This window comes from Paucibacter hankyongi (assembly GCF_037482915.1).
Taxonomy (GTDB): Bacteria; Pseudomonadota; Gammaproteobacteria; order Burkholderiales; family Burkholderiaceae_C; genus Paucibacter_A; species Paucibacter_A hankyongi.
On record NZ_JBBHJX010000008.1, the window covers coordinates 100,629 to 120,504 of the forward strand.

Genomic DNA, 19,876 nt, shown 5'->3' on the forward strand with positions numbered 1-19,876 from the left:
CCCGAGAGGCAAAAGACAGCGCTGCGCCAGTGCGCCTATGGGCTCAACTCGGCAGTGGAAAACTCCTCAGCCCCGCCAGATCAAGCACCCGTACGCCGCCATACTCGATGCGAATCAGCTGCTGGGCTGACAGGTTATGGAGGGCTTGGTTGACCCGCTGGCGTGACAGGCCGACCAGATAGCCGAGTTCCTGCTGGGTGATGCGTAGCATGCTGCCGACGCCCGGGTAGAGCTGCGGGTGGAACAGCGCGGCCAGATGGCGCGCCACGCGCAGGTCGGGGTCGGAGATGCGGTCCATTTCACGCGCTGCAATGAATTGGCCGACCCGCTCGTTCAGCTGGTTCAACATATAGCGGTTGAAGCTGATGCTGCTTTCCAGCAGACCGTGAAAGGCCTCGATGGGCAGACCGGCGACCACGCTGCGGCGTAGCGCCTGGATGTTGTAGCGATAGGCCTCGCGCTTGAGCAAAGTGCCTTCGCCGAACCAGCCGCCGGGCGGAATGCCTGTGAAGGTGATGGCCCGGCCGCTGGAGTCGTCATTGCTCATTTTCAACAAACCGTCGATCACGCCAAACCAGAAGGTGGCCGAGCGGCCGATCCGGCAGACGCGCTCGCCCACCTCGGCGTCGGCCACCTGGAGTTGGGCGATCGTCGTCTGGCGCTGTTCGGTCGTCAGCACTGCCAGCCAGGGGATGGCTTCCAGCTCTTGTGGCGATGCGACGCGCGCACGCTGACGCAAGGGGGCGTTGTGGCTGGGGTCCGTTGCGCTCATGCCCCAGTGTCGACGCGAAAACATGACGGCAGGCTTACGCGGCACCGCGGCAAGACTAGGGGAAAGCACGGGGCTGGGAAGTCCCTTGGATTGTCGTTACAACGACAACATGGCGTCAAAGTGAGGCCTAGGATCGCACCATGTTGAAGCGGCGGGTGCCCCGGTTTTGGGCCGTGAGTACCGGCGCCTGCTTCAGTGCACCGACCAGGAGACATCCAAGGTGGCGACGACTTTCCCCAGGCTTTTGCTAGAACACGCAGCCCAGCGGCCCCACGCCGCGGCCTTGCGCGAGAAGGAATACGGCATCTGGCAGACGCTCAGCTGGAGCCAACTGGCCACCCTGGTGCGCGAGATGGCGCATGGCTTTGCCGCGGCCGGTTTGCGCCGTGGTGATCACATCGTGGTGGTCGGGGAGAACCGGCCGCGCTTGTCGGCCGCGATGCTGGCGGCGCAGTCCTTGGGCGCTATTCCCGTGCCGCTGTATCAGGATGCGGTGGCCGCTGAGTTTGTCTTCCCAGTCAATAACGCCGAAATCGCCTTTGCCGTGGTGGAGGATCAGGAGCAGGTCGACAAATTTTTGGAGCTGCGCGATTCCTGTCCGCAGTTGAAGACGATCTGGTTCGATGACTCGCGCGGCTTGCGCAATTACGCCGAGACCGGCTTGGCCTCCCTGGATGAGCTGTGCGAGAAGGGCCGACAACATGCCTTGGCCACCCCAGGTTTCTTTGCCGCCGAGGTCGAGGCCGGTCAACCCGGCGATGTGGCGGCGATGTTCTTCACCTCCGGCACCACCGGCAACCCCAAGGGCGTGGTGCACACGCACCTGAGCCTGATCGACCGGGCCCAAGCCGGGGCGCGCTTTGACAAGTTGACGGCTCATGAAGAGGTGCTGGCCTACCTGCCGCCGGCCTGGATTGGGCAGAACATCTTCAGCTATGCGCAATGGCTGGCCTGCGGTTATGTGGTGAACTGCCCCGAGTCGGCCAGCACGGTGACCATCGATCTGAAGGAGATCGGCCCGAGCTATTACTTCGCCCCGCCGCGGGTCTTTGAGGCGCTGCTGACCAGCGTGATGATTCGCATGGAAGACGCTAGCGCGCCGAAGCGCTGGCTGTTTGCCACCTGCATGGCCTTGGCACGCCGGGTCGGGCCGGACTTGATGGACGGCAAAGCGATCGGGCTGTTCGATCGCTGCAAATATGCCTTGGGCAATCTGGCGATTTATGGCCCTTTGCGCAATACCTTGGGGCTCTCAAGGGTGCGCGTTGCCTATACCGCGGGCGAGGCGATCGGGCCGGATTTGTTCAGCTTCTACCGCAGCATTGGTATCAATCTGAAGCAGTTGTATGGCTCGACCGAGACAGCCGTCTTCGTCTGCTTGCAGCCCGACCATGAGGCGAGGGCCGACACGGTTGGTGTGCCGATTGAAGGGGTGGAAATCAAGTTGGCCGACAGCGGCGAGGTCTTGATCAAGTCGCCCGGTTTGCTGAAGGGCTATTACAAGAACGAGGCTGCCACGGCCGAGGTCTTGACGCCGGAGGGCTGGTATCACAGCGGTGACGCCGGCTTCATCGACGCGCACGGTCATCTGAAGATCATTGACCGCGCCAAGGACGTTGGCCGCATTCGTGGCGGCAGCCATGACGGCGCCATGTTTGCGCCCAAATATGTCGAGAACAAGCTGAAGTTCTTTGCCCACATCAAGGAAGCGGTGGCGATTGGTGATGGCCGCGAGAAGGTCTGCGCCTTCATCAACATCGACTTCGATGCGGTGGGCAACTGGGCCGAGCGGCGCAATCTTGCTTATGCCGGCTACACCGATCTGGCCCAAAAGCCCGAGGTTTACGAACTGATTCGAGACTGTGTTGAGAAGGTCAATGCCGACCTGGCCGAAGACAGCATGCTGGCCGGCAGCCAGATCAACCGCTTCCTGATCCTGCACAAAGAACTCGATGCCGATGACGGCGAGTTGACCCGCACCCGCAAGGTCAGGCGCGGCGCGATCGCCGACAAATACGCGGTCCTGATTGAGGCCCTGTATGAGGGGCGCAGCTCACAGTTCATTGAGACCGCGGTCAAGTTCGAGGACGGCCGCAGCGGCTCGGTCTCGGCCGACCTGAAGATTCTGGACGTCAAGACCTTTTCAACTGCAGGGAGAGCCGCATGAGGACGAGGTTTCAGCGCAGGCTGGGCTGCGGCGCTTTCGCTGCCGATACGAAGAGGATCGCCTGATGGCCGCAAAGAAAATTGGCGAGGTCATCCTCGAGGTCAAAAACATCTCGCTGAGTTTCGGCGGCGTGAAGGCGCTGACCGACATCAGCTTCAATGTGCGCGAACATGAGATCCGCTCCATCATCGGCCCGAACGGCGCCGGCAAGAGTTCGATGCTCAATTGCATTAACGGCGTCTACCAGCCGCAGCAGGGTGAGATCACCTTTCGCGGCCAGCACTTCAAGCACATGAACTCGCGCCAGGTGGCCGAGATGGGCGTGGCCCGCACCTTCCAGAACCTGGCCTTGTTCAAGGGCATGAGCGTGCTGGACAACATCATGACCGGCCGCAATTTGCACATGAAGCGCAATCTGCTCTGGCAGGCGCTGCGTTGGGGGCCGGCCGAGCGCGAGGAGAGCGAGCAGCGCGCCAAGGTCGAACGCATCATCGACTTCCTGGAGATTCAGGCCTATCGCAAGACACCGGTGGGGCGCCTGCCCTATGGCCTGCAAAAGCGGGTCGACTTGGGCCGCGCGCTGGCCATGGAGCCGCAAGTCTTGCTCTTGGACGAGCCGATGGCCGGCATGAATGTCGAAGAGAAGCAAGACATGTGTCGTTTCATTCTCGACGTCAACGATGAATTCGGCACCACCATCGTGTTGATTGAGCACGATATGGGCGTGGTGATGGACATCTCAGACCGCGTGGTGGTGCTGGACTACGGCAAGAAGATCGGTGACGGCGCTCCCGATGAGGTGCGCAGTAACGAAGATGTGATCCGTGCCTATCTCGGCACCAGCCACTGAAAGCCACGGAGCGAAACCGTTATGGGATTTTTCCTTGAAACACTGATGGGCGGGCTGATGTCCGGCATGCTCTATTCGCTGATCGCGCTGGGCTTTGTGCTGATCTACAAGGCCTCGGGCGTGTTCAATTTTGCCCAAGGCGCGATGGTGCTGTTTGCCGCGCTGGCGATGGCGCGCTTTGCCGAATGGATCCCGCAATGGACCGGCGTACAAAGCCTCTTGATGGCCAATCTCTTGGCCTTTGTGGCGGCGATGGCGGTGATGATTGTGGTGGCCTGGTTGATCGAGAAGCTGGCGCTCTCGCGCCTGGTGAACCAGGAGGGCATCACGCTCTTGATGGCCACCTTGGGCATCACTTACTTTCTCGATGGCCTCGCCCAGACGCTGTTTGGCAACGACATCTACAAGATCGATGTAGGTATGCCCAAGGACCCCATCATCGTGGCCGAGTCGATCTTTCAAGGCGGTCTGCTGGTCAGCAAGGAAGACCTGTATGCCGCGCTGATCGCCGCGGCGCTGGTGGCGCTGCTGGCCTTGTTCTTTCAGAAGACAGCGACCGGGAGGGCGCTGCGCGCGGTGGCCGATGACCACCAGGCGGCGCAGTCGATCGGCATCCCTCTGTCTCGCATCTGGGTCATTGTCTGGAGCGTGGCCGGCTTTGTCGCGCTGGTCGCCGGCATCATCTGGGGCAGCAAGCTGGGCGTGCAGTTCTCCTTGTCGCTGGTGGCCTTGAAGGCCTTGCCGGTGGTGATTCTGGGCGGGTTGACCTCGGTGCCCGGCGCCATCATCGGCGGACTGATCATCGGCGTCGGCGAAAAGCTGTCGGAGATCTATGTCGGCCCGATGCTGGGTGGCGGCATCGAAATCTGGTTTGCCTATGTGCTGGCACTGCTGTTCTTGCTGGTGCGGCCGCAAGGCTTGTTTGGCGAAAAGATCATTGACCGCGTATGAACGCGGGCAATGATCTTTCAGAGAAGGCTAACTTGGACTTATCCAGGTTAAGCGCCGACAGGCGCGGCCGGAACTAAAAGAACATCGGAGCAATACATGCTGTACAGAGAAAACGGCCAGTTCAAATCCAGCTACAGCGCCGACCAGCAGATTCTGCCGATTCGGCAGGACCGCATCGCGATGGCCTTGCTGTTGTTGCTGGCCTTTGTGGTGGTGCCGCTGACTGCGCCCGAATACTGGTTCCGCGCCATCCTCACGCCGTTTCTGATCCTGTCGCTGGCGGCCCTCGGGCTCAACATCCTGGTGGGCTATTGCGGTCAGATCTCGCTAGGCACCGGGGCCTTCATGGCGGTGGGTGCCTATGCGGCCTATAACTTCCAGGTTCGTATCGAAGGCATGCCGCTGATCGCCTCGCTGCTGCTGGGCGGCCTGTGCTCCACCGCCGTGGGCGTGTTGTTTGGTGTGCCCTCGCTGCGCATCAAGGGCTTGTATCTCGCGGTGGCCACGCTGGCGGCGCAGTTCTTTGTGGACTGGTCGGCGCTGCGCTTGAAGTGGGTCACCAATGGCTCGGACTCCGGCTCGGTCAGCGTGGCCGGTTTGCAGGTTTTTGGCCTACCGATCGAGAGCCCGGTGGCCAAGTACCTGTTCTGTCTCGCCTTCGTGGTGGTGTTCGCGGTGCTGGCCAAGAACTTGGTGCGCTCGAATATCGGCCGCGAATGGATGGCGATGCGCGATATGGATGTGGCCGCCGCGGTGATTGGCATCCGCCCGGTCTACGCCAAGCTGACGGCTTTTGCGGTCAGCGCCTTCATCGTTGGCGTGGCCGGCGCGCTGTGGGGCTTCATCCATCTGGGCGCCTGGGAGCCGGCGGCCTTCAATATCGACCGCAGCTTCCAGCTTCTCTTTATGGTCATCATTGGCGGCTTGGGTTCCATCATGGGCGGTTTCCTGGGCGCTGCCTTCATCGTGTTGTTGCCGCTGCTGCTGGAGCGCGCACCGCATTGGCTGGGCATTCCCTTGTCGACGGCGGTGTCCTCGCACCTGACCAGCATGGTGTTCGGCGCGCTGATCGTGTTTTTCCTGATCGTTGAGCCGCACGGCTTGGCGCGACTCTGGGCCACCACCAAAGAGAAGCTGCGGCTCTGGCCTTTCCCTCATTGAATGACCCGCATTGATTGACCTGCATTGATTCGTAAAACAGCACCCCGAGTGCACCCAACCGGAGACAAGGTATGAAAACACTGAAGTCGTATGCAATTGCTGCCACCGTGCTGGCCGCCGGCCTCTCCGGCTTGGCGCCGCTCGCCCAAGCCCAGGCGCAGGCCAAGGAGCAGTTCTTCCCGCTGCTGGTCTATCGCACCGGCGCCTATGCGCCCAATGGCACGCCCTGGGCCAATGGCAAGCAGGACTACATCAAGCTGATCAATGCCCGTGATGGTGGCGTCAACGGCGTGAAGATCACCTTCGAGGAATGCGAGACCGGTTACGCCACCGACAAGGGCGTCGAATGCTACGAGCGCCTGAAGGGCAAGGGCGCCAGTCTGGTTGACCCGCAAGCCACTGGCATCACCTTCGCGCTGACCGACAAGGCGCCTAACGACAAGATTCCGCTGGTCACGCTGGGCTATGGCTTGTCGGCCGCGCAGGACGGCAATGTCTTCAAATGGAACTTCCCGCTGATGGGCAGTTACTGGACGGCCGCCGATATGCTGATCCAGCATATCGCCAAAAAGGAAGGCGGCTTCGACAAGCTCAAGGGCAAGAAGATCGCCATCGTTTATCACGACTCGCCGTTCGGCAAGGAACCGATGCCGCTGCTGGACGAACGCCAGAAGATGCATGGTTTCGAGCTGGTCAAGATCCCCGTCACCGCGCCGGGCGTGGAGCAGAAGTCGGCCTGGCTGCAGGTGCGCCAGCAGCGCCCCGACTTTGTCTTGCTGTGGGGTTGGGGGGTGATGAACTCCACCGCGTTGAAGGAGGCCCAGGCCACAGGCTATCCGCGCGAAAAGATGTATGGCGTCTGGTGGTCGGGTGCCGAGCCTGATGTGAAGGACGTGGGTGAGGGCGCCAAGGGCTATAACGCGCTGGCCTTGAATGGCTACGGGGCGACGTCCAAGGTGGCGCAAGACATCCTCAAGCATGTCCACGACAAGGGTCAGGGAACCGGGCCCAAGGAAGAGGTTGGCTCGGTGCTCTACACCCGCGGCATGATCATCCAGATGCTGGGCATCGAAGCGGTGCGCCGCGCTCAAGAGCGCTTCGGCAAGGGCAAGGTCATGACCGGCGAGCAGGTGCGCTGGGGCCTGGAGAACCTGGCCCTGGACCAGAAGAAGCTCGACGCTCTGGGCTTCAACGGTCTGATGCGCCCGATCGGCACCAGCTGCGCCGACCACATGGGCTCCACCTGGGCGCGCGTGCACACCTGGGACGGCGCCAAGTGGGGCTTCAGCTCCGACTGGATGCAGGCCGATGAGCAGATCATCAAGCCGATGGTCAAGGCTGGTGCCGACAAGTACGCCGCAGAGAAAAAGCTGACCCGCCGCACCCCGGAAGACTGCCAGAGCTGATTGGTGCAGTGGCGGGGCCAGCCCCCGCTTTCTTCTACTCAGCAAGGGCTCCCTCGGGAGCCTTCTTGGAAGCGCCGCGTGCGGCGCTTCCAAGAATCAAAGGGCCGATATGAGCAATGCCAATATTCTTCTCAACGTCAACGGCATCGAGGTCATCTACAACCATGTGATCTTGGTGCTGAAGGGCGTGTCGCTGCAGGTCAAGGAGGGCGCCGTGGTGGCTCTCCTGGGTGGCAATGGCGCTGGCAAGACCACCACGCTGCGGGCGGTCAGCAATTTGCTGGCGGGCGAGCGCGGCGAGGTCACCAAGGGTTCGATCGAGCTGCGCGGTGAACGGATCGAAAAGCTGTCCACCGCGGCGATGGTTGATCGCGGGGTGATTCAGGTCATGGAGGGGCGGCACTGCTTTGCGCACCTCAGCATCGAAGAAAACCTGCTGACCGGCGCCTACACCCGGCGCGACGGCAAGGCCGCGGTGCAGCAGACGCTGGAGAAGGTCTACACCTACTTCCCTCGCCTGAAGACGCGGCGCAGCAGCCAGGCTGCCTACACATCGGGGGGCGAGCAGCAGATGTGCGCCATCGGCCGTGCCTTGATGGCCAACCCCAAGATGGTGCTGCTCGATGAGCCGTCGATGGGCCTGGCTCCGCAGATCGTTGAAGAGGTGTTTGAGATCGTCAAGGACTTGAACAGCCGCGAGGGCGTGACCTTTTTGCTGGCCGAGCAGAACACCAATATGGCGCTGCGTTATGCCGACTACGGCTACATCCTTGAGAACGGGCGGGTGGTGATGGACGGGGAAGCGCAGGCTCTGCGCGAGAACGAGGACGTCAAAGAGTTCTACCTCGGCATGGGCGGCGGGGACCGCAAGAGCTTCAAGGACGTGAAGAGCTACAAGCGCCGCAAGCGCTGGTTGGCTTGAGGCCCGGCCGGGAGCCCGAGATGAATGATGATTTTTTTGCACCGCCGAGCTTCAAGCCGGATGAAGGCTTGCAGCAGTTGAAGCGCAGTTTGCGTGAGATCCGCTCGCTCAGCGAGCGCGCCAATAAATACAACCTGCAGGGGCAGTCCGTGCTCGAGTTGAGCGTGGTGGATGGTCTGCTGCGTGCTCGTCTCGCCAAACGGCCTGCGCACAGCCCCGAGTGGGAGAGCCGCGACTGCAAAAACAGTGCGGAGCTGCGCAGCCTCTTGGACGAAATCAAGCGCCGCGTGGCGCGCTGGACGGACGAAACACCATGACGATCAGCCCGGCTTCGGCTCAAAACTCGCGCCCCTTTTACGATCACCTTGAGACCCGTGATCCCGCCCAACGCGAACAGGCGCTGATGGCCGCATTGCCGGGGCAAGTGGCTCATGCCCAAACGCATGCGACGGCCTACAGCGAGTTGCTGCAGGGGCTGGACGCGCGCGCGGTGAACAGCCGCGCTGCCTTGGCGGCTCTGCCGGTGACCCGCAAGGCCGATGTGCTGGCGCGCCAACAGGCTCAGCGTGCGACCGATGCTTTTGGGGGTTATGCCACAGTGGGTTGGAGCGGCATGGTGCGCCAGCAAGGCGTGCGGCGGGTCTTCCAATCGCCCGGTCCCATTTATGAACCCGAGGGGCAGGGCGCTGACTACTGGCGGGTCGGCCGAGCGATGTTTGCCGCAGGGCTACGCGCCGGCGACCTGGTGCACAACAGCTTCAGCTATCACCTGACGCCGGCCGGCTCGATGATGGAGGGCGGGGCGCACGCCTTGGGGTGCGCGGTGTTCCCCGGCGGGGTGGGCAATACCGATATGCAGTTGCAGGCGGCCGCCGATCTGCGTCCGCAGGCCTATGTGGGGACGCCGAGCTTTTTGAAAATTCTGCTCGACAAGGCGGCCGAACAAGGCTCGGGCGGCGCCTTGAGTTCAATTCGCAAGGCCTTGGTCAGCGGCGAGGCCTTTCCCGCTGCCTTGCGCGATTGGTTGGGCGAACGGGGTGTGGCCGGCTATCAGTGCTACGCCACCGCCGACATTGGCTTGATCGCCTATGAAACAGCGGCCCGCGAGGGTTTGGTGCTGGATGAAGGAGTGATTCTTGAGATCGTGCGCCCAGGCAGCGGTGACCCGGTGCCCGACGGCGAGGTCGGCGAGATCGTGGTGACGACCTTGAACCCCGACTATCCCTTGATCCGCTTTGGCACCGGCGATTTGTCGGCGATTCTGCCCGGCGCCTGCCCGAGCGGGCGCAGCAACACCCGCATCAAGGGTTGGATGGGCCGCGCCGATCAGTCGGCCAAGGTGCGCGGCATGTTTGTGCACGCCAGCCAGGTGGCCGAGATCGCCCGGCGCTTCCCCGAGCTCGGACGCAGTCGCCTGGTGGTTGAGGGCGAAATGGCACAGGACCGGTTGAGCTTGAAAGTGGAGCTGCGGGCTGGCCTGAGTGCGGCGCCGGAAGGCCTAGCCGAGCGTTTGGTGCAGGTCGTCCGGGATCTGACCAAGTTGCGAGCCGAGGTCTGTGTCTTGCCGACTGGCAGTCTGCCCAATGATGGCCGCTTGATCGAGGATTTGCGGCCGCTTGCTTGATGCCTGTGGCTGGGAATACGTAATTCCCGGTATGCAGGGGCGAGGGCTGGCCTCTAGGATTGCTCTTCATCAGCCCACTGTTAGGAATGCGATGAAGAAGCTTCTGACCACCTGTGTTCTTGCCCTGGCCGCTGGCGTAGCCTGCGCCGACTACCCGGAAAAGCCAGTCACCATCGTCGTGCCTTTCTCGGCCGGCGGGCCGACCGACAAGGTGGCGCGCGATCTTGCCGAAGCGCTGCGCAAGCCCCTGAATGCCACGCTAGTGATCGAAAACGTCGGCGGCGCCGGTGGCACCTTGGGTGCCACCAAGGTGTCCAAGGCCGCACCGGATGGCTACACCTTGCTGCTGCACCATATCGGCATGGCCACCTCGCCCGCCCTGTACCGCAATATGCAGTACAAAACGCTGGATGATTTTGAATACCTGGGCATGATCAATGAGGTGCCGATGACCTTGATTGGTCGGCCCAGCCTGCCTGCCAATAACTATGGCGAACTGGCCAAGTGGTTGGATGCCAACAAGGGCAAGATCAATCTGGGCAATGCCGGCCTGGGCTCGGCCTCGCATCTGTGCGGCTTGCTGTTCCAGAGTTCGCTGAAGATCGATATGACGACCGTGCCTTACAAAGGCACCGGCCCGGCGATGACCGACCTGCTCGGCGGTCAGATCGATCTGATGTGCGATCAAACCACCAACACCACCCAGCAGATCGACGGTGGCAAGGTCAAGGCCTATGGTGTCACCTCGACAAAACGTCTGACGGCGCCTGCTTTGGCCAAACTGCCGACGTTGGATGAGTCCGGCCTGAAGGGCTTCAGCGTAGGCATTTGGCATGGCGTCTACGCGCCCAAGGGCACACCCAAGCCGGTGTTGGACAAGATCAGCGCGGCCTTGAAACTGGCCTTGAAAGACGCTGACTTCCACAAGCGGCAAGAGGCGCTGGGCGCCGTCATCGTGACCGATGCGCGCATCAACGGCCCCGAGCACAAGAAGTTTGTCGAGGCCGAAATCGCCAAGTGGGGCCCCATCATCAAGGCCGCGGGGCAGTACGCCGACTGAGGACAAAAAGGCTGCCTGCGCAGCCTTTTTCGCCACAGGAGGGGCCGGAGCTCTGCGACGGCGCGCCCTGCAAGGGGATTGATCTCAATGCCTGCAGTCTCGCTCAACAGGATTTGAGCGTGAACGCAAAACGCCAGGGTGCTGTGAGGCCCCTGGCGTTTTTTTGCTTTCAGACGCTTAGGCCTTGGGCATGGCGGGTGAGGCCGTCTTGGGGCGCAAAGGCAGATCGCGCAGGCGTTCACCGCTCAGGGCAAACAGCGCATTGGCCACGGCCGGTGCAATCGGCGGCGTGCCCGGCTCGCCGACGCCGCCCGGCGCGGCGCTGCTGGGCAAGATGTGCACTTCAATCTGCGGCATCTGCGCCATGCGGATGGCCTCATAGCTGGGGAAATTGCTCTGTTCAACGCGGCCGTTCTTCAGCGTGATCTCGCCGAACAAGGCGGCGGACAAGCCGTAGACGATGGCGCTTTGCATCTGCGCCTCCACCGTGTCGGGATTCACCACCACGCCGCAGTCGATGGCGCAGACCACCCGGTGCACCCGGACTTGGCCGCCATCCAAAGACACTTCGGCCACCTGCGCACACCAAGAGCCAAAGCTCTCATGCACCGCAATGCCGCGCGCGCGACCGGCCGGCAAGGCCTGAGCCCAGCCGGCCTTGGTTGCCGCTAGCTCCAAAACCTTGCGGTGGCGCGGCTTGTCCGCCAGCAGGGCGCGGCGGTACTCAAACGGGTCTTTGCCCGCTGCATGGGCCAACTCATCGATAAAGCCTTCGGTGAAGAAGGCGTTGTAGGAGTGGCCGACGCTGCGCCAGGAGCCGACCGGCACCGGCGTCTTCACCCGCAGCTGCCGCACGCTCAAGTTCGGCACCGCATAGGGCAGATCAAAGGCCCCCTCGATATGGTTTTTGTCTGGCGAGTCGGCGGCAAATGATGGCAGCAAGCGCTCGGTGGTCGACAAGCCGATGGACGGCGCCGCCACCCGGTTCAGCCAAGCGGCGGGCTGGCCTTGATCGTCCAGCGCAGCGGCAAAGCTGGCCATGGCGGCCGGGCGGTACATATCGTGCTGCATGTCCTCCTCGCGCGACCAAACCAGTTTGACCGGGCGACCCTGCGTCTGCTTGGCGATCAAGACGGCTTCTTCGATCATGTCCAGCTCCAGCCGGCGACCAAAGCCGCCGCCCAAGAGCGGTACATGCAGCGCCACTTTTTCTGTCTCCAGCCCCGCCACCTTGGCGGCCCGCCAGCGTGCCAGCGAGGCGACTTGAGTGCCGCACCAAACCGTCAGATGACCGTCTTTGAACTGGGCCGTGCAATTGATCGGCTCCATGGCTGCGTGGGCCAGGAAGGGGGCTGAAAAGGTGGCCTCCAGCTTGCGCTTGGCTTGGCTGAGCGTCTTGTCGGCGTCACCCTGGCTGCGAAAGCCGGTGCCGCTGTCGCTGCCTTGCAGCGCGGCCTGCAATTGGGCGCTGATCTGGGCAGAGTTCAACTGGGCATGAGGGCCGTCGGCCCACTCGATGTCCAAGCTTTCAATTGCGGTTTTGGCGCGCCAGTAGCGGTCGGCCAGCACCACCACCGCCTGCTCCTGGATCACAAACGCATCGCTGACGCCGCGGCTGGCCTTGGCCTTTGCCGCATCAAAGCGCGCAACTTTGCCGCCGAACACCGGGCTGTGGCGAATCGCCGCATACAGCAGGCCCTCAGGCCGCACATCAATGCCGAACTCGGCGCTGCCATTGACCTTGGCAGGGATGTCGGTTCGCGGCGTTGGCTTGCCGATCAATTGATAGGCACTGGGGTCCTTGAGTTTGACCTCGCTGCGCGGCGCGATCTTGGCCGTGGCTGCGGCCAGTTCACCAAAACCGGCTTTGCGGCCGCTGGCGGCATGGCTGACCACGCCGGCTTGCACGCTGCAGCTCTCAGGGCTCACGCCCCAGCTTTGCGCGGCGGCGTCCACCAGCATGGCGCGGGCGGTGGCACCGGCCAAGCGCATCGGCTCCCAGGCGTCGCGCACGCTGGAGGATCCACCGGTGACCTGCAAGCTCAGCGCATAACCAACCTTTTGCACGGTGCGCCTGGCGACACGGGCCAGCCCGCTGTCGTCATCGGCGCTGAAGGGGATCACATTGATCAGCAGGGCGGTGTTGGCGTAAATCTGCGCGACCGGCGCTTGCTCGGTGCTGACCTTGGTCCAGTCGGCATCCATCTCTTCCGCCACCAGCATGGCCAGGGCCGTGTGCACCCCCTGGCCCATTTCGGCGCGCGGCGAGGCGACGATGACGCGGCCGTCCGGCATGATCTTGACCCAGCCGTTCAGCGCCACTTGTTCGCCGCTGGCCGGGAAGACGCTCTTGTCACCCAGGCGCGACTGAGCCGTGGGTGGGGTGGTGAGGCTCACGCCCAGCAGCGCGCCGCCGCCGAGCAAACCACCGGCAATCAGAAAACCACGGCGCTTCATGCGGCGCTCCCTTTGAGTTGCGCGGCGGCGCTGTGAATACCCGCTCGAATGCGTTGGTAGGTGCCGCAGCGGCAGATGTTGCTGATATTGGCGTCGATCTCGGCGTCGCTGGGCTGGGGGGTGCTGCGCAAAAGGCTGGCGGCGGCCATGATCATGCCGCTTTGGCAGTAGCCGCATTGCGGCACTTGGTGTTGGATCCAGGCCGCTTGCAAGGCGGCGACGATGCGGTCCGGCTCGGCCTCAATGGTTTGGATTTGCTTGCCCTCCAGCGCCATGATGGGCATCACGCAAGAGCGGGTGGCCACGCCGTCCACCGCCACGGTGCAAGCGCCGCAACTGGCCACGCCGCAGCCAAATTTGGTGCCCGTCAGGCCCAGTTCATCGCGCAAGACCCAGAGCAGCGGGGTTTCTGGCTCGATGTCCACAGAGCGGCTTTTGCCGTTGATTTGCAGGGTGATGCTCATGGGGATGCTCATGGGGATGGGCTTTCCTTCTTTGATCTGTATGGCTTGCTTTGTAGCGGTGTTCAGGCGGCGGCGCCAGCCTTCCAGCGGCGATAGCGCTTGATCATCTGCTTGCTGACCCATTGGTCGCACAGCAGGGTGAAGAGTGGCGAGGCGTTGGGCTTGGGGCTCAGGCCCTGGGCCATGCGGTGCAGTTGTCGGCGCACTAAGGCCATGGTGGCAATGCCGACCAGCACCTTGTCCTTCCAGGTGACGGTGACCAAGGGCGCATTGACCGCTTCTCCGTGAGCCCACTGCTGGGGCAGGTCGGGGTCCATGGCCAGGGCGGTTCCCATGCCCACCACAGCAACGCCGCCGGCCAGCACCTGGCAGGCCACCGAGGGACGGCTGATGCCGCCGGTGGTCATCAAAGGCATGCGGGCGTGAACCGCCAGCCCCTTGGCGAACTCCAAAAAGTAGGCTTCGCGCGCCAAGGTTCGGCCGTCAGCGGTGCGGCCTTGCATGGCCGGGCTCTCGTAGCTGCCGCCGGACAGCTCCAGCAGATCCACACCCTCGTCATTCAGCATTTTGACGACGGACTGTGCATCGCTTTCGCTGAAGCCGCCGCGTTGGAAGTCGGCCGAATTCAGTTTGACCGCGACACTGAAGCTCGGCGAGACCTTGCGTCGCACGGCGCGCAGCACTTCGATCAACAGCCGGGCGCGGTTTTCAATACTGCCGCCCCAAGCGTCTTGGCGCAGATTGCTCAGCGGCGACAAGAATTGCGAGATCAAATAGCCATGCGCCGCGTGGATCTGCACGCCGTCAAAGCCCGCTTCTTCGGCGCGGCGGGCGGTGGTGGCGAAACGCTCGATCACCTCGGCGATCTGCGCTTCGGTCATTGCGCAGGGCTGCCCAAACAGCTTGGAATGTTTGCCCAGCTGCAGCCCCACCTCGGAGGGCGCCCAGACCGTGCCGCCCAAGGCCGCAAAGACTTGGCGACCGGGGTGGCTGATCTGCATCCAAATCTTGCCGCCCTTGGATTTTGCGGCGGCCGCCCAGGGCTTGAATCCGTCCAAGGGCGTGTTGGCTTCCAAGGCAATGCTGGCCGGGCCCGTCATGGCGCGGCTGTCCACCATCACATTGCCGGTGATCATCAGGCCGACGCCGCCTTCGGCCCAGCGTTGGTAGAGCCGGGTGATGGCCGCCCCCGGCAGCTGACCGAATTCGGCCAGGCTTTCTTCCATCGCAGCCTTGGCTAGGCGATTGGGCAGCACCTGGCCGTTCGGCAGTTGCAGGGTTTGAAACAGGGTGGAAAAAGAAGCGGAGGCTTTGTGCATGGTCGGCATGCTAAGCTTTAAGCTGACTTGAAGGTCAAGCGCTTTTTCGCGGGGCCCTGGGCAGGACAAAGGTGGGTGGATGAAGATCGGCGACTTGGCACAACGCACCGGCATGGCCGCTTCGGCGATTCGTTTCTACGAGTCCAGCGGCCTTTTGCCCGCCGCCAAACGGGGCAGCAATGGCTACCGGGTCTACGACGAAGAAACTCTGCAGCGTTTGTTGGTGATTCAAACCGCGCAGCGACTGGGTTTCTCGCTCGACACCTTGCGCCGCTTGATGGCTCATGAAGGCGGCGGCTCGGGCGATCTGCCGCATGATCTGATCTTGCAAAGCCTGCAAGACCGATTGAGCGAGATCGATGCGATGCAGGCCAGCTTGAGCCAGCAGCGCCAAGAAACCGTCGCCTTGATGAATAACTTGCAGACCCAGTGGCAGCAAGGGCGTTGTCTGGAGCTGGAGTTGCCGCCGATGGCCGCTCGAAGCCGGCAGCGCGCGAATCAAGAAGCTTCGTGAAAACAAGAGCTTCTTTGATGATTTGCCTGCTTTATTGGAAGTAATTAAGCCGCCATCATGCGAGCGGATTCTTCTTTCCTGTAGTTTTTCCTTGAGACTGAGAGGCTGTTCATGAAACGCATTGCCTTGTTTTTATTGACCAATTTGGGCGTGATGCTGGTGCTGGGCCTGGCCGTGCATCTCTTGGGCCTGAATCGCTTCCTGACCTCGAATGGGCTCAACCTCACCAGCCTCTTGGGTTTTGCGCTGGTAATGGGTTTTGGCGGCGCCTTTATTTCGCTGCTGATCAGCAAGCCGATGGCCAAGTGGACCACCGGTGTGCAAGTCATCAATGATTCGGGCGACGCCACCCACATCTGGTTGGTGACCACGGTGGAGCGCTTTTCCGAGAAGGCCGGCATCAAGACGCCCGAGGTTGGCATTTACGAAGGCGCGCCCAACGCCTTTGCCACAGGCGCTTTCAAGAACTCGGCCCTGGTGGCGGTGTCAACCGGCCTCTTGCAGTCGATGAGCCGTGAAGAGGTGGAGGCCGTCATCGGCCATGAAGTGGCCCACGTCGCCAACGGCGATATGGTCACCATGGCGCTGATCCAGGGCGTGATGAACACCTTTGTGGTCTTCCTCTCGCGGGTGATCGGCTATGTGGTCGACAAGATCGTGCTGCGCAATCAGAACGATGGGCCGGGCATCGGCTACTACGTCACCACCATCGTTTTGGACATCGTCTTGGGTGTGGTGGCCGCCATCATCGTGGCCTGGTTCTCGCGTCAGCGTGAGTTCCGCGCCGATGCCGGTGCAGCGCAGCTGATGGGTCGCAAGCAGCCAATGGTGAATGCCTTGGCACGCCTGGGCGGTCTGGACCCCGGTGAGATGCCCAAGGCCATGCAAGCGATGGGCATCAGCGCTCGCCCGAGTGGCTGGATGGCCTTGTTCTCAAGCCACCCACCGATGGAGCAGCGCATCGCGCGCTTGCAGCAGGGCAACTGATCCTGTTGCCCTTCAGCCGGTGATCAGTTGATCCTCAGCGGGATGGTCACCGGCCCGTCGTTGAGCAGGCTCACCTGCATATCGGCGCCGAACTCGCCGGCTTCGACCTTGGGGTGCTTCTCACGCGCCAAACGCAAGCAGGCTTCATAAAGCCGGCGCCCCTGTTCGGCGCCGGCGGCGCCGGTGAAGCTGGGCCGGTTGCCGCTGCTGCAGTCCGCAGCCAGGGTGAATTGAGAAACGATCAAGAGACCGCCGCCGATGTCTTGCACGCTGCGGTTCATCTTGCCAGCTTCGTCGCTGAAGATGCGCAGCTTCAAGACCTTGGCGATCAGCTTTTCGGCCTGCAGCTCGGTGTCGCTCGGCTCGGCGCAGACCAGCATCAGCAGGCCCTGGCCAATCGCCCCGATCACATGCCCATCGACTTCGACCTGGGCGTGGCGCACTCTTTGCAAAATCGCGATCAAAACGGTTCCCTTGGTGGCTGTGGAAGATGCCGCTCAAGCAGCGGCTGGCATTGTGGCCGCAAGCAGGGTGCGCACGGGGTGCAGCCACCTACAATCCTGGCAGATTTGTGATCTCTCCTAGTTTCTTGCCCGGATACGCCATGAAGAACGAAGCCAGCTCCGCCCACAGCACCGATGTCTCCCATATCGCCCCGCGCGAGAAGGCCGAGATCCTCTCGCAAGCGCTGCCCTATATCCGCAAGTTCCATGGCAAGACCATCGTCATCAAGTACGGCGGCAACGCGATGACCGATCCTGAATTGCAAAAGGACTTTGCCGAAGACGTGGTGCTGCTCAAGCTGGTGGGCTTGAATCCGGTGGTGGTGCATGGCGGCGGCCCGCAGATCGAGGGCCTGCTCACCAAACTGGGCAAGAAGGGCGAATTCATCCAGGGCATGCGCGTCACCGACGCCGAGACCATGGACGTGGTCGAGTGGGTGCTGGCCGGCGAGGTGCAGCAAGACGTGGTGGGCCTGATCAACGCGGCCGGCGGCAAGGCCGTGGGCCTGACCGGGCGTGACGGCGGCATGATCCGCGCCAAGAAGCTCAAGGTGCAGGACAAGGACGATCCGAACAAAGAGCACGACATTGGTCAGGTAGGCGATATCGTCTCCATCGACCCTAGCGTGGTGAAGGCGCTGCAGGATGACCAGTTCATCCCGGTGGTCAGCCCCATCGGTTTTGGCGAACATAACGAGAGCTACAACATCAATGCCGATGTGGTGGCGGCCAAGCTGGCTACCGTGTTGAAGGCGGAAAAGCTCTTGATGCTGACGAATATTCGCGGCGTGCTGGACAAGGAAGGCCAACTGCTGACCGAACTGACCCCGCGTCGCATTGATGAGCTGGTGTTGGATGGCACCATCAGCGGCGGCATGATTCCCAAGATCGCGGGTGCGATCGACGCCGCCAAGAGCGGTGTCAACGCGGTGCACATCATCGACGGCCGGGTGCCGCATGCGATGCTGCTGGAGATCCTCAGCGATCAGGCTTACGGAACGATGATTCGGTCTCACTGAGACCGAAGGCTTGTTCCGCGTCTGAACGCAGTGATGACTTGCAATGATTCGGTCTCACTGAACCGGCCCTATGGCTAAGGGGCTGGCGCGCGAGGGGGCGAAGGACCGGGTCTGGTTCTTCGACCTCGACAACACCTTGCATAACGCCTCGGCCCATGTGTTTGGCGCCCTGCATCAATCGATGGGCGACTACATCGAGGAGCATCTGGGCGTGTCCGCAGAAGAGGCCAGCCGCTTGCGGGCCTTGTACTGGCAGCGCTACGGCGCCACCTTGCTGGGCCTGGTGCGGCACCACGGCGTACGCGCCGAGCACTTCTTGCACCAAACCCACCGGCTCGACGGTATCGAGCCCTTGCTGCACACCCATGCGCACGACCTGGCGGCGCTGAAGCGTTTGAGCGGCCGCAAGTTCTTGTTGACCAACGCGCCGCTGGCCTATGCCCAGCGGGTGGTGCTCACGCTGGGCATGCAGCATTGTTTCGAAGCCATCATCCCTTGCGAGCAGATGCGCATGTTTGGGCAGTTACGGCCCAAGCCGGATGCGCGCATGTTCAGGGCCATGTTGGCTCGCCTGCGCTTGCGAGCAAGCAAATGCGTCTTGGTGGAGGACACCTTGGTGCATCAAAAGTCTGCGCGCCGTGTCGGCATGCAGACCGTCTGGATGCAGCGTTGGGTCCACAAGGCTGCCGCCAAGCATGGCCCCGAGGCTGGCATTGGCCTGCGGCGGCGCCCTGTTTATGTGGATCAGCGCATCAGAGCCTTGACGCAGCTGCGCTTCTGATGGGGAGTGCCGGCCCGTTCAGGCCTGCGGTTCTCCTGCCGCGATAGCTTGATCCGACGCGGCGACAAAGACCCCGCGCGGCTGTGCCAGAATCTGCGGCCGGATCGGCAAAAGTGCTGTGGCAGTAAACCGGCGCAGCCCCGCCTCAACCCTCCAAGCCGCAAGCCCAATGCCAGCCCCAGAGTCCGAACTGAACCTTGAAGCAGCAGCCGTGGTCAGCGCACCAGAAGCGGCGGTCAGCACCCGCAAGCGACCTCGGCCCGGGGAGCGTCGGGTCCAAATCCTGCAAACTCTGGCCAGCATGTTGGAGCAGCCCGGCGCTGATCGGGTCACCACGGCCGCGTTGGCGGCCAAGCTGGAGGTTAGTGAGGCCGCTCTGTACCGGCATTTCGCCAGCAAGGCGCAGATGTTTGAGGGCTTGATTGAATTCATCGAGGGCAGTGTCTTCACGCTCTTGAATCAGATCATTGAGCGCGAAGGCGTGTCCGGTGCGGTGCAGGCGCAAAAAATCGTCTCGGTGCTCTTGCAGTTTGGCGAGCGCAACCCCGGCATGACACGGGTCATGGTCGGCGATGCGCTGGTCTACGAGAACGAGCGCCTGGTGGCGCGTATGAATCAATTTTTTGACCGCGTCGAGGCGGCTTTGCGCCAGGTTTTGCGCAAGGCGGCCGAAGACAATGGCTCCACGACGCCAACGGTGGATGCCAATGCGCAGGCTTCGGTGCTGGTCAGTTTCATCATCGGCCGCTTGCAGCGCTATGCGCGCTCGGGCTTCAAGCGCAGCCCGATCGAGCAGATGGAAGCCGCGCTGCGCATGCTGCTGAATCCCTGAATCCTTGAATCGCGGATGCTCCGCAGTTGTGCGGAGTGACGGTGCCGCGCGGGTCTTTGCCTCGGCCGCTACACTGGCCGACCCTGT

19 protein-coding genes are annotated in these 19,876 nt (G+C 62.5%); 14 read left to right on the forward strand and 5 right to left on the reverse strand.

Annotation, left to right across the window (positions count from 1 at the left end):
- Nucleotides 1-43: 43 nt before the first annotated feature.
- On the reverse strand, nucleotides 44-772 hold the full coding sequence (locus WG899_RS13450; protein ID WP_339596165.1) for a Crp/Fnr family transcriptional regulator: 729 nt from the start codon (nucleotides 770-772) through the stop codon (nucleotides 44-46).
- Nucleotides 773-992: 220 nt separating this feature from the next.
- Between WG899_RS13450 and WG899_RS13455 the strand changes: the two genes are divergently transcribed.
- The 9 genes from WG899_RS13455 (at nucleotide 993) to WG899_RS13495 (ending at nucleotide 10,913) form a co-directional block, all read left to right on the forward strand.
- The gene (locus tag WG899_RS13455; RefSeq protein ID WP_339596166.1) at nucleotides 993-2,939 is read left to right on the forward strand and encodes an AMP-dependent synthetase/ligase; all 1,947 of its coding nucleotides are present in this window, start codon (nucleotides 993-995) and stop codon (nucleotides 2,937-2,939) included.
- A gap of 64 nt (nucleotides 2,940-3,003) precedes the next feature.
- On the forward strand, nucleotides 3,004-3,789 hold the full coding sequence (locus tag WG899_RS13460) for an ABC transporter ATP-binding protein (protein WP_339596167.1): 786 nt from the start codon (nucleotides 3,004-3,006) through the stop codon (nucleotides 3,787-3,789).
- Nucleotides 3,790-3,810: 21 nt separating this feature from the next.
- Nucleotides 3,811-4,740, forward strand: coding sequence for a branched-chain amino acid ABC transporter permease (locus tag WG899_RS13465; protein WP_339596168.1), 930 nt, complete (start codon nucleotides 3,811-3,813; stop codon nucleotides 4,738-4,740).
- A gap of 96 nt (nucleotides 4,741-4,836) precedes the next feature.
- On the forward strand, nucleotides 4,837-5,901 hold the full coding sequence (locus WG899_RS13470) for a branched-chain amino acid ABC transporter permease (RefSeq protein ID WP_339596169.1): 1,065 nt from the start codon (nucleotides 4,837-4,839) through the stop codon (nucleotides 5,899-5,901).
- A gap of 71 nt (nucleotides 5,902-5,972) precedes the next feature.
- Nucleotides 5,973-7,307 (forward strand): ABC transporter substrate-binding protein, encoded by a 1,335-nt coding sequence (locus WG899_RS13475; RefSeq protein WP_339596170.1) that lies wholly within the window; start codon nucleotides 5,973-5,975, stop codon nucleotides 7,305-7,307.
- A gap of 109 nt (nucleotides 7,308-7,416) precedes the next feature.
- Nucleotides 7,417-8,229, forward strand: a complete 813-nt coding sequence (locus WG899_RS13480; RefSeq protein ID WP_339596171.1) for an ABC transporter ATP-binding protein — start codon at nucleotides 7,417-7,419, stop codon at nucleotides 8,227-8,229.
- A 20-nt stretch (nucleotides 8,230-8,249) separates the two neighbouring features.
- Nucleotides 8,250-8,546, forward strand: coding sequence for a hypothetical protein (locus tag WG899_RS13485; RefSeq protein ID WP_339596172.1), 297 nt, complete (start codon nucleotides 8,250-8,252; stop codon nucleotides 8,544-8,546).
- Nucleotides 8,543-9,853 (forward strand): phenylacetate--CoA ligase family protein, encoded by a 1,311-nt coding sequence (locus tag WG899_RS13490; protein ID WP_339596173.1) that lies wholly within the window; start codon nucleotides 8,543-8,545, stop codon nucleotides 9,851-9,853. The genes WG899_RS13485 and WG899_RS13490 overlap by 4 nt, the downstream gene beginning before the upstream one ends.
- A gap of 91 nt (nucleotides 9,854-9,944) precedes the next feature.
- On the forward strand, nucleotides 9,945-10,913 hold the full coding sequence (locus tag WG899_RS13495; protein ID WP_339596174.1) for a tripartite tricarboxylate transporter substrate-binding protein: 969 nt from the start codon (nucleotides 9,945-9,947) through the stop codon (nucleotides 10,911-10,913).
- 177 nt (nucleotides 10,914-11,090) lie between these two features.
- Here the strand turns inward: WG899_RS13495 and WG899_RS13500 are convergent, their stop codons facing one another.
- From WG899_RS13500 to WG899_RS13510, 3 genes are read right to left on the reverse strand one after another with little or no spacing between them, the layout of a single operon-like run.
- Entirely contained in the window at nucleotides 11,091-13,370 is a 2,280-nt protein-coding gene (locus tag WG899_RS13500; protein WP_339596175.1) for a xanthine dehydrogenase family protein molybdopterin-binding subunit, read from the reverse strand.
- Nucleotides 13,367-13,846, reverse strand: coding sequence for a (2Fe-2S)-binding protein (locus WG899_RS13505; RefSeq protein WP_339596176.1), 480 nt, complete (start codon nucleotides 13,844-13,846; stop codon nucleotides 13,367-13,369). The genes WG899_RS13500 and WG899_RS13505 overlap by 4 nt, the downstream gene beginning before the upstream one ends.
- 50 nt (nucleotides 13,847-13,896) lie before the next feature.
- Nucleotides 13,897-15,153 (reverse strand): NADH:flavin oxidoreductase/NADH oxidase family protein, encoded by a 1,257-nt coding sequence (locus WG899_RS13510; protein ID WP_339596177.1) that lies wholly within the window; start codon nucleotides 15,151-15,153, stop codon nucleotides 13,897-13,899.
- A gap of 79 nt (nucleotides 15,154-15,232) precedes the next feature.
- Between WG899_RS13510 and WG899_RS13515 the strand changes: the two genes are divergently transcribed.
- Together WG899_RS13515 and htpX are read left to right on the forward strand one after the other, a co-directional pair.
- Nucleotides 15,233-15,667 carry a MerR family transcriptional regulator gene (locus WG899_RS13515; protein ID WP_339596178.1) on the forward strand — a complete coding sequence of 145 codons (435 nt, stop codon included), beginning with the start codon at nucleotides 15,233-15,235 and terminating at the stop codon, nucleotides 15,665-15,667.
- A gap of 111 nt (nucleotides 15,668-15,778) precedes the next feature.
- The gene (gene htpX / locus WG899_RS13520; RefSeq protein ID WP_339596179.1) at nucleotides 15,779-16,654 is read left to right on the forward strand and encodes a protease HtpX; all 876 of its coding nucleotides are present in this window, start codon (nucleotides 15,779-15,781) and stop codon (nucleotides 16,652-16,654) included.
- A 23-nt stretch (nucleotides 16,655-16,677) separates the two neighbouring features.
- On the opposite strand, the gene dtd is transcribed toward htpX, so the two are convergent.
- Entirely contained in the window at nucleotides 16,678-17,118 is a 441-nt protein-coding gene (gene dtd / locus WG899_RS13525) for a D-aminoacyl-tRNA deacylase (protein WP_339596180.1), read from the reverse strand.
- 140 nt (nucleotides 17,119-17,258) lie between these two features.
- Between dtd and argB the strand changes: the two genes are divergently transcribed.
- The 3 genes from argB (at nucleotide 17,259) to slmA (ending at nucleotide 19,789) form a co-directional block, all read left to right on the forward strand.
- A complete protein-coding gene (gene argB, locus WG899_RS13530) occupies nucleotides 17,259-18,176 on the forward strand; it encodes an acetylglutamate kinase (protein WP_339596181.1) in 918 nt (305 codons plus the stop codon).
- Between the two features lie 70 nt (nucleotides 18,177-18,246).
- On the forward strand, nucleotides 18,247-18,957 hold the full coding sequence (locus WG899_RS13535) for a pyrimidine 5'-nucleotidase (protein ID WP_339596182.1): 711 nt from the start codon (nucleotides 18,247-18,249) through the stop codon (nucleotides 18,955-18,957).
- Between the two features lie 169 nt (nucleotides 18,958-19,126).
- Entirely contained in the window at nucleotides 19,127-19,789 is a 663-nt protein-coding gene (slmA, locus tag WG899_RS13540) for a nucleoid occlusion factor SlmA (protein WP_339596183.1), read from the forward strand.
- The last annotated feature ends 87 nt before the right edge of the window (nucleotides 19,790-19,876 follow it).

Excerpts from the sequence above, each read along its gene's own strand:
- WG899_RS13450 (WP_339596165.1), bottom strand. The coding sequence starts at position 772 with ATGAGCGCAACGGACCCCAGCCACAACGCCCCCTTGCGTCAGCGTGCG.
- WG899_RS13460 (WP_339596167.1), top strand. The coding sequence starts at position 3,004 with ATGGCCGCAAAGAAAATTGGCGAGGTCATCCTCGAGGTCAAAAACATC.
- WG899_RS13465 (WP_339596168.1), top strand. The coding sequence starts at position 3,811 with ATGGGATTTTTCCTTGAAACACTGATGGGCGGGCTGATGTCCGGCATG.
- WG899_RS13470 (WP_339596169.1), top strand. The coding sequence starts at position 4,837 with ATGCTGTACAGAGAAAACGGCCAGTTCAAATCCAGCTACAGCGCCGAC.
- WG899_RS13475 (WP_339596170.1), top strand. The coding sequence starts at position 5,973 with ATGAAAACACTGAAGTCGTATGCAATTGCTGCCACCGTGCTGGCCGCC.
- WG899_RS13480 (WP_339596171.1), top strand. The coding sequence starts at position 7,417 with ATGAGCAATGCCAATATTCTTCTCAACGTCAACGGCATCGAGGTCATC.
- WG899_RS13485 (WP_339596172.1), top strand. The coding sequence starts at position 8,250 with ATGAATGATGATTTTTTTGCACCGCCGAGCTTCAAGCCGGATGAAGGC.
- WG899_RS13490 (WP_339596173.1), top strand. The coding sequence starts at position 8,543 with ATGACGATCAGCCCGGCTTCGGCTCAAAACTCGCGCCCCTTTTACGAT.
- WG899_RS13495 (WP_339596174.1), top strand. The coding sequence starts at position 9,945 with ATGAAGAAGCTTCTGACCACCTGTGTTCTTGCCCTGGCCGCTGGCGTA.
- WG899_RS13500 (WP_339596175.1), bottom strand. The coding sequence starts at position 13,370 with ATGAAGCGCCGTGGTTTTCTGATTGCCGGTGGTTTGCTCGGCGGCGGC.
- WG899_RS13505 (WP_339596176.1), bottom strand. The coding sequence starts at position 13,846 with ATGAGCATCCCCATGAGCATCACCCTGCAAATCAACGGCAAAAGCCGC.
- WG899_RS13510 (WP_339596177.1), bottom strand. The coding sequence starts at position 15,153 with ATGCACAAAGCCTCCGCTTCTTTTTCCACCCTGTTTCAAACCCTGCAA.
- WG899_RS13515 (WP_339596178.1), top strand. The coding sequence starts at position 15,233 with ATGAAGATCGGCGACTTGGCACAACGCACCGGCATGGCCGCTTCGGCG.
- htpX (WP_339596179.1), top strand. The coding sequence starts at position 15,779 with ATGAAACGCATTGCCTTGTTTTTATTGACCAATTTGGGCGTGATGCTG.
- argB (WP_339596181.1), top strand. The coding sequence starts at position 17,259 with ATGAAGAACGAAGCCAGCTCCGCCCACAGCACCGATGTCTCCCATATC.
- WG899_RS13535 (WP_339596182.1), top strand. The coding sequence starts at position 18,247 with ATGGCTAAGGGGCTGGCGCGCGAGGGGGCGAAGGACCGGGTCTGGTTC.
- slmA (WP_339596183.1), top strand. The coding sequence starts at position 19,127 with ATGCCAGCCCCAGAGTCCGAACTGAACCTTGAAGCAGCAGCCGTGGTC.